Source organism: Halomonas sp. 328, from assembly GCF_015645095.1.
Lineage (GTDB): Bacteria > Pseudomonadota > Gammaproteobacteria > Pseudomonadales > Halomonadaceae > Bisbaumannia.
In genome coordinates, this window is sequence record NZ_JADOTW010000060.1 from 1 (window position 1) to 6940 (window position 6940).

Genomic DNA, 6940 nt, shown 5'->3' on the forward strand with positions numbered 1-6940 from the left:
GAGCACGGCGTGATCGAACAGCGATATGACGCTACTGCAGTGCCGGAACTGTCGCAACTGTACGGTATCGTTCGTAATCCCGGGCAGATCCTCAATTTTGTTGGAGGGACTGACAACGGGAAGACGAACGTGATGTTCCTCGCGATCGATACGAAGATGGACGTCGAGCCGGAAACGCTCGCGATCGGCAACGTTCCCGCTGAGTACATCGACCATCAGTGGACGGAGTACTACTGTGCTCAGTCGATGGACGACCTGGAGGAACGTGTCGATCGCGAACCGGACCGACCGAAGATCATCTTCGTCGATGACGCTTCGATCGATCACTCGGAACACAGCGCCAGCGCTGCAGAAGTAAAGGAGCGACAGGGAAGGCTCGCACGGCTCGCTGCGAAGCGGAAGGCTGTGCTCGTGTACGTCGGTCACCGCGAAGACGGGTACGACCTATCGAAGCACATCCGGGCGATGCCGGGCGTGAAACACCTGCAGTGCGTGCGTCTCGATCACCCCGACGGTACCACGGACCGCTACCTCGCTACTGTCTACAACGACCAGAACGAGGACAGCGGCGGCCTGTGTGATCGTGACTTCACTCTGGATCCACTGCCGAAATCTCGTACTGAGTATGATCCTGATGTCGTAGCTCACAACCTGTTCGCTGATTAATTCTCTATGCTCTGCGTTTTTAACAAACTAACATACCAACAAACAGCCGCCGACGACGCACGTCGAGGCGGCTGTGTCACCAATGCTTTTATAACAAATTGGCGAGACTGTTCACTCAACCGGATAATCAGTGGTTCCTCGGGATCGACGCCGGTTGGAGCCAAGTTACCATGTTTGCCCCATCAACCGACGCCGTGCTTAGTTTGTCCGAGGGAGGTCTTAAAGCCTCTCCGGTCCAGTGTGATGCCTGAGTGGGACGATGATCTCGTTCTAATCAGGTGTAAATCCTGCTTAGAACGTGATATAGTTTCAGAAGGATCACTTCACGACAAGCTAGAGCTTTGTCGTGAGTGTCTAGTCCCTCCGACCCCGACGATCGCGACAGCCGCGACGACTGAGACGGAGATCGTCGGGTGTCCAGTTGTTCCGTCCGTTGTTGGACGTTTGAAGTGTAGAGAATGTGGTAGTACGTATTGGTATATAAAGAAGGGCTTCGTCGACGGCGCCGATCGACGAGCTCGAGGAGCTCCAGGTGCCGATCGCGATGGACAACCGTCCAAAAGCCCCAAGCGAGAGAGCCGGCGAGTCGGCCCCCTCCCATGGGGGCCCGAGGCGGCTCGTCGAGCGCACGGGCCCGACGCTGTTTGTCGGGCCCCTCGTGTGCGGTGCTGTGCGGTACTGTGCTGTTGCTGTCTGCACTCGAGTGGACGGTGTTGTTGCGGTGGCTGTGCGTACCGGACCCTGCAATACGCGAAAAGTACAGTAGAGACTCCCGAAAACGACGCCGAGAGCGTCTGTACGTCGATCAGTGAGGCCACTGATCAGGACGTTCGTGAGGCGCTGCAGGAGGTCGAGGCATGAGTGCCGAGGACCTGACGCTGGTCGACAACCGGACGTGGTCACACCACTCCGATGACGACACAGGCCGTACGCGGGCGTCAGAGCGTGTCGAGGACGACGCCGGTGCATGGCCCGAAGAGATGCCGGACGTGCGTGTGTACGCGGATAGCTCGCTCACGCTGCCCGGTATGGGTGACAAGCCGGCCGGCTGTGGAGAGTGGCTACCGATGGAGTTCTGTGACAGCTGCGCTGATGTGAAACTCGGCTCGACCTCGTGCCAGACGCGACAGTGTCCGGATTGTTGGTACTCGTGGGACCTCAACCGGACAACTGGCATCGTCGAACGAATGGGAGCAGCGCGAGAAGCCGCTGAGAAGCCGATAGAGAAGCGTGCGGTCCACTGCATTGCGTCGGCCCCTGTGGGTTCGGTAAAGACGCTGGTGGACATAAAACAGGGCTGGAGAGACGCGTACGACCTCGCCAGTGAGAAAGGCATTCGCGGTGGTGTGGTCGTGTTCCACGGGTACCGTGTTCGTGACGAAGCGAAGGAGACGTTCCGAGAACTGAAGGAAGCAGATCTCGTCGAAGGCGGGATCTGGCAGTGGGTCCGTGAGCATGACCGTTCGTGGAGGTCGCTGACGTACTGGTCGCCGCACTGGCACATCCTCGGACTTGCTGAGGACGTAGGAGAGAACGACCCAGAGAACGACGACGGCTGGGTGTTCAAGAGGCTCAGTACCCTAACGCGCTGGAAGATGACGGATGAGGATGGATACGAGGCGATGGCGAAAGTGAGTACCTACCTGCTGAGCCACCTCACGTTTAATCCCGACGGAGGAAGCCACGCGATTCGTTGGTTCGGAGATCTCGCGAACAACCAGTTCTCGCCAGAGTCGGCGCTGTCGAACGGACGTTGGGCAGCGATACAGCGAATAACGAGAGAGGTCGTCGGTGGGCCCACTGATCCGGATGACATGGAGGTCGACGAAGACGGCCACCTGGTCGAGCCGGACGACGAAAGGACGTGCGACTGTGAGGAGTGTAACGGATCGCTGTCTCCGATATGGGACGCTGGTGCTGCACTCTGTGATCCCGGTTGGTGCGAACGAATCGGTCGTGACGCTGAGCGCCGGCTCGACGTTGCTTTTCGCTGGGCGATCGGCGAGATACACGGACCACCGGGAATGAAATTCGCTGATACCGAGGATGGTGCCGAGGAACTGTACGAGTGGTTGTTAGCTGAACACGGATAACGGTACGTACTCTCCCCACCCCACCGGGACCGGCTGACAACTTTGTTATATGCCGCATAATGGGCTGGTCGCGCTCGCGCGTAGCCAGTAATGTGACTTAAAACCTCGCCGCTTCGCCCGTATTTGGTAGTCTAGTTCTAATGGAGTTTCATGGCGTCACACACGTCAGGTTACGGAAACGGGATGCTTGCACACTACCAGTCACTGAATGCGATTTCGACGATCATGGGTTTGATCGTTGCTGTCGGTGCGCTGATGGTGTTTGAGATCGTTTCGATTGCAGTACTGATTGCTGACTACGAGCCAACCACGCTTCACACGCTTGTTGGGACCCTTGTCGCGCTGATCGTTGCGCTTGCTGCGTCCGACACGCGTGACTGGGGCCGCTACTCGCCGGGTGAGAAGGTTGTTTCTGGTGTTGGTCTTGTCATGCTGCTCGGTCTTGAGTGGTCGGCAACTGTGCAGGATCTCATCCTTGGAGAGCCAGTGCTGCAGGTGATCGGATTTCTCTGGACGCTCGCGATGTGGCTGGTGGTGTCCCGATGACAGAAGTTGATGATCCGTCGAAGCGTCGAACGTTAAAACGATTTGGTGTTGCTGCTGGAGGTACTGCTGTTGCTGGTGGTACTGGATTGCGGCTCGCTCCGCGTTACTCACCGATCGGTCGAGCAGAGGCGGCACTGCCTGCGGTTGTCGCTGCGGCCGGTATCTTACTCGCTTCCCGCTCGCTGGCGGGCCATTATGGCGATTATCGAGGGACCGAGGAGTACGACAGACTCCAGCGACTCGGCCTCTGGTCGCAAGCAATACGGACGTGTCTGGACACGCAGGCGACCGAGCGGCAGATGACGAATTTCCTGCTGGACTTCACCGAGTTCTCGAAGGGGCGCTTTTTCGCTGAGGCGGCTGTTCGGGCGCTTGAGGCTGTCGAAGACGATGCCTCAGAGTCGGAGGCTATTGATGCTGGTATGGAGTGGGTGAATGAGCAATTGGCAGACCAAGAGGAGGCGGTTGTTGGAGAGGCTCACACCCACATCACGAACTTCCGCAATCTCGTTGATGATCTCCAGATCATTGATGATCTCGCGTTTGAAGATCTGATCCTCGATGGGTCGCCGGATATGGATAACGGCGGTATTGATGAGGACCCTGACGGCGTTGTTGACGAGCTTGTAACGTGGGATGAGACGACGGTTGAGTACACCCTGCTCGATGGCCGCACGTTGGAGTTTGATTCGAATTACATCGTCTATGGCCTTGGTGACTCGATGGATCAGGGGCAGCGCGCTTCGTCGTTGTTCCTCAAGGGCGACGGGCGAGAGGATTTTGTCACTGTCGAGGGCGGAGACCAGAGCCATGAGGATCTGGTTGTTGAGCACTCGCTGCACGTGGATGATTGGCCGGCAGACGAGTACGACGAGTTAGACGACGAAACACAGGACGAGATAGAGGAACCAGACGAGGACGCAGCGACCGCCAGACCAGCAGCGATAGAGCTAACGAAGTTCCAACTTGCGTTAGAGAATCTGCATGAGTTCCAGAACGAGGTAGAGGGTGAAGTTGAGACGTGGCTGACTGACAACTACGACGATTTGGTAGAGGGCGACCTCGACCCTGAGGACGTGATGACGCCGGAGATGCTCGCGGCAATGTCGAGTGAGCAGCAGACGTTCCCGTACGCAGGTGCCTCGCTGGAGGTGCTGGGTATGCCGTCATCGGCACAGACGGTGCGTCTCCGCTTCCCTGAGACGACTGACGACGACGGCGAACCCGTCGAGTCGTCCGGTAACTTGTACGCTCACCCGATGCCGAGTGGCGGCTTCAGCACGGGGCAGACGATTGACCCGGGATCGGTTGAATCAACGTTCTGGTACGCTTTCCATGTCGTTGACGATGACGGCATGCAGTCGTCCGAACTCTCCGAGATAGAGGAGCCGTTTGAAATCGTCCGTGCTGAGGAAGTTGTGCAGGACGAGGACGGTGAATGGGTGGTCGAGGAGCGCGATGAAGTGGACTGGTCGGAGTCGGTGACGAACGAACCGCCAGCAGACTACGAGGAACTCACGGCGATGCTGGACCAGTTGGACGAACTAGAGCGACAGATTGCCGCGGAAGAGCGTGAGATTGTGGTTGAGCTTGATGGCCAGAGTCCAGGCGGTGGAGGCGGCTCTATTGACTGGTCCCGATTCTCGATCGGTGGAATACCTGGTGGTGCTGTTGCTGTTGGTGGTGTTGTCGGTGGTGCTGGTGTTCTGAGTTGGTTCGCTAATAGAGCTGCACAACAACACCCTGCTCGACAGAGGTGACGATGAACCAGTTTGCAAAATTGATCGTCTTCACGGCGATCGTGATGATGGCCACCTTGGCGATCGGGCCGGTGGGGGCTGTCGCTCTGCAGGAAGACCCTGTAAATGAGACTCCGGATACTGAGGATCAGTTACCGGGAGTCGATGCTAATGAGTCGGTTGAATGGATTGACAACAGTACTGGGCTCGTCGATTACCAGTTAGATGATGGCGTTGCTGTCGTTGAGGTCTATTCGACGCGATCACAGACTGTTGTGTTCACTGATGCTATGGGTGCGATGGAACACGGGCAGATCGATCGCGAGCGCCGACTGGTCGAACGGAATGAGGTGTCAACTGTCCGCGTTCCGGTGACCTCGTATCGTGGGAATGCCGGTATCACTGTTGATACTGGCAACGTGTTGATGGGCATTCCGTTAGAAAAGGAGTCGTCGTTTTTGGGAACCAGTTACCACTGGGCAACGGTGCTTGGTGCTGCTGGTATCGGTTCCGTAGCTGGTGTAGGAGTCCTGACGGTGCTGATCGACTACATCAGTAGTAAGTTGATGAAACGGGAGGATATCCGATGACTGACGAACACCAGGAGTCGAGCGTTGTCCCGGTTGAGAATAAGGCGACGGTCGAGGCCGTCGAGGCCTCGCCGACACGTCGATGGCTGGACGAAGCTCACCGCTGGCGCTTCTTCATTCTCGGATTCCTGCTGATCGGTGTTGCCACTGCGCTGTACGTTGGTGTCTCGATTCCGTGGTCACTGATTGGCATTGCTCTGCTGAGTCTGCTGGTCTCCGTTGGGATCGGTGCGCTCGTCGGCTTGCCGATCGCGGCGCGGCGGGCACGCCCACCGGAGCAGGTCGGCCTTCTCGTGCTCGATCCGGTTCCCCAGGATCTCCGTGTTGCACTCCACTGGTTCGACGAAGACGAAGCAGCGGATCTCACGGTGACCTGGGGCTCGCTGATCGAGGTGCCAGTGTCGACGCCGGGTGTGACGATGAAGGTCGCTCTGACGTACGACGAAGAGGCGCACGCTGCACGTGGTACCTGGCGTTCGACGAAGGACCCCGACGAACTCCTTCAGACCGAGTACGATCTTGAAGAGTACTACGGGAAGATGGAGGTCGAGGCCGCTGGGAAGCAGACGCTGGAACACAAGTTCCGCTCTGCTGTCCGACGTGCGACGATGGCGCTGACCGCGCACCAAGATAAGGTGTACGACGAGCAGACGATTCCGAAAGGAGAGACGCTGACTGAGGTGCTGGACGACCTGATGCCGACGCCAGAGGACGCGGACACTGATGCCGCTAGCGATGATGAGGGCGAGCCCGTCGACGAAGGAGACGAGCTCGACCTCGACCTCGTCGACGATGATCTCAGTGAGCCGGTCGGTGCGCTCGAACCGGCAGCGACTGACGGAGGTCGAGACCAGTGACTCGACCGTGTCCCGTTTGCGGTGGTCCGCTGCGGCGTGAGATCGATCGGGCCGGAGCGACGTACTGGTACTGTCCGAGTCGGCACCAAGGTGGTGACGATGAGCGATAGCGGTGGCTGGCCGCCGGCACTCGTTCGGGAGATCGTTGACGGCGACCTCACCGAACGGAACGGGAACCTTCACCAGCACACCGGCCGTGTCGGTGCTGAACTGGGGAAGTGTCTCTCGTTCCGTCAGGCGGCCTGGCAGCGCGCTGAGCAGGCGTCAGGACAGTACGAGGACACACGTCGGTGGCAAGAGTCTGTGGCCACTGCGGAGACAGAGCGGACGACTCAGGCGATTGAGACAGGGAACCAGAGTCAACTCGCGTTTGAGCACGGCGTGATCGAACAGCGATATGACGCTACTGCAGTGCCGGAACTGTCGCAACTGTACGGTATCGTTCGTAA

General features: G+C 58.3%; 7 protein-coding genes. All 7 read left to right on the forward strand.

What is annotated here, in order from left to right:
* Positions 1-666, forward strand: a 666-nt coding sequence (locus IHD13_RS17810) for a hypothetical protein (RefSeq protein WP_195862379.1), incomplete at its 5' end; no start/stop codon positions are given.
* 857 nt (positions 667-1523) lie between these two features.
* Positions 1524-2759 carry a hypothetical protein gene (locus IHD13_RS17815; protein ID WP_195862380.1) on the forward strand — a complete coding sequence of 412 codons (1236 nt, stop codon included), beginning with the start codon at positions 1524-1526 and terminating at the stop codon, positions 2757-2759.
* Between the two features lie 183 nt (positions 2760-2942).
* The gene (locus tag IHD13_RS17820; RefSeq protein ID WP_195862381.1) at positions 2943-3305 is read left to right on the forward strand and encodes a hypothetical protein; all 363 of its coding nucleotides are present in this window, start codon (positions 2943-2945) and stop codon (positions 3303-3305) included.
* Positions 3306-3604: 299 nt separating this feature from the next.
* On the forward strand, positions 3605-5065 hold the full coding sequence (locus IHD13_RS17825) for a hypothetical protein (RefSeq protein ID WP_195862382.1): 1461 nt from the start codon (positions 3605-3607) through the stop codon (positions 5063-5065).
* A gap of 2 nt (positions 5066-5067) precedes the next feature.
* Entirely contained in the window at positions 5068-5634 is a 567-nt protein-coding gene (locus tag IHD13_RS17830) for a hypothetical protein (RefSeq protein ID WP_195862383.1), read from the forward strand.
* Positions 5631-6491 carry a hypothetical protein gene (locus IHD13_RS17835; protein WP_195862384.1) on the forward strand — a complete coding sequence of 287 codons (861 nt, stop codon included), beginning with the start codon at positions 5631-5633 and terminating at the stop codon, positions 6489-6491. The genes IHD13_RS17830 and IHD13_RS17835 overlap by 4 nt, the downstream gene beginning before the upstream one ends.
* Positions 6492-6590: 99 nt before the next feature.
* The coding region (locus IHD13_RS18350; protein WP_230086406.1) for a hypothetical protein at positions 6591-6940 on the forward strand (350 nt) is incomplete at its 3' end.